The following is a 1,113-nucleotide window of genomic DNA, read 5'->3' on the forward strand; positions in this document are numbered from 1 at the left end:
CCGTAGCTGTGCAGCCCGGACAGGAACATGTTGACGCCGAGGAACGCGAACGTCGTCACGAGCAGGCCCGTGAGCGCCCACCAGGCGGCAACCGCGCCGCGCAGGCCCTTCATCAGGCGCATGTGCAGCCAGGCCGCGTAGTTGAGCCAGACGATCAGCGCCCAGGTTTCCTTCGGGTCCCAGCTCCAGTAGCCGCCCCATGCCTCGGCGGCCCACAGCGCGCCGAGGATCGTCGCGATCGTGAAGAACGCGAAGCCGACCGCGATCGACTTGTACATCACGTCGTCGAGCACCTCGAGCGTCGGCAGGCGATCGGCGAGCACGCCGCGCTCCTTCATCAGGTACGCGACCGACACCATCGCCGACAGCGCGAAGCTGCCATAGCCGATGAAGTTCGCCGGCACGTGGATCTTCATCCACCAGCTCTGCAGCGCCGGCACGAGCGGCTGGATCTGCTGCGCATCGCGCGCGACCGAGTACCACATCAGGAAGCCGACGGCCGCGCTGATGACCAGCAGCACGAATGCGCCAAGCGAGCGCGTGCCGTAGTGCCCTTCGTAATACAGATAAAGCAATGCGGTGATCAGGCTGAACAGCACGAACACTTCGTACAGGTTCGATACGGGGATGTGCCCGACGTCGGCGCCGATCAGGTAGGACTCGTACCAGCGCACCATCAGGCCGGTGAAGCCCATCAGCACGGCGACCCACGTGAGCTTCTGGCCGATCGCGGAGCCCGACGCCGAGCGCGCGAGCAAGCCGATCCAGTAGAAGACCGTCGCGAGCACGAACAGCGCGCTCATCCACAGGATCGCCGACTGGCTCGACAGGAAGTACTTGAGGAAGAACGCCGATTCGGCGCGCGCGAGATCGCCCTGGTAGATCTGGATCGACAGCAGCGACAGCACCGCGATCGACGCCATCATCAGCCGCGCGGGCTTCCAGCGCCAGCCGAGCACGACAAGCGCCGGCACCGTGCCGATCATCACCGCCTTGTCGTAGTAATCCATGTGTTCGTTGTAGTGCACGAACGCATAGCCCGCGCCGACCACGAGTGCCAGGGCGAACAGCCAGTCGATGACCGACAGGCGTGCGAGGAACGGACGGTCGTCG

At 65.1% G+C, this 1,113-nt stretch carries 1 protein-coding gene; it reads right to left on the minus strand.

Annotated features, from left to right (window positions below):
* On the minus strand, positions 1–1,113 hold a 1,113-nt coding region (ccsB, locus tag DIE22_RS37760), incomplete at both ends, for a c-type cytochrome biogenesis protein CcsB (protein ID WP_124502205.1).

Origin of the sequence: Burkholderia sp. Bp9142 (assembly GCF_003853415.1) — a bacterium.
In the GTDB taxonomy this organism is placed as follows: Bacteria; Pseudomonadota; Gammaproteobacteria; order Burkholderiales; family Burkholderiaceae; genus Burkholderia.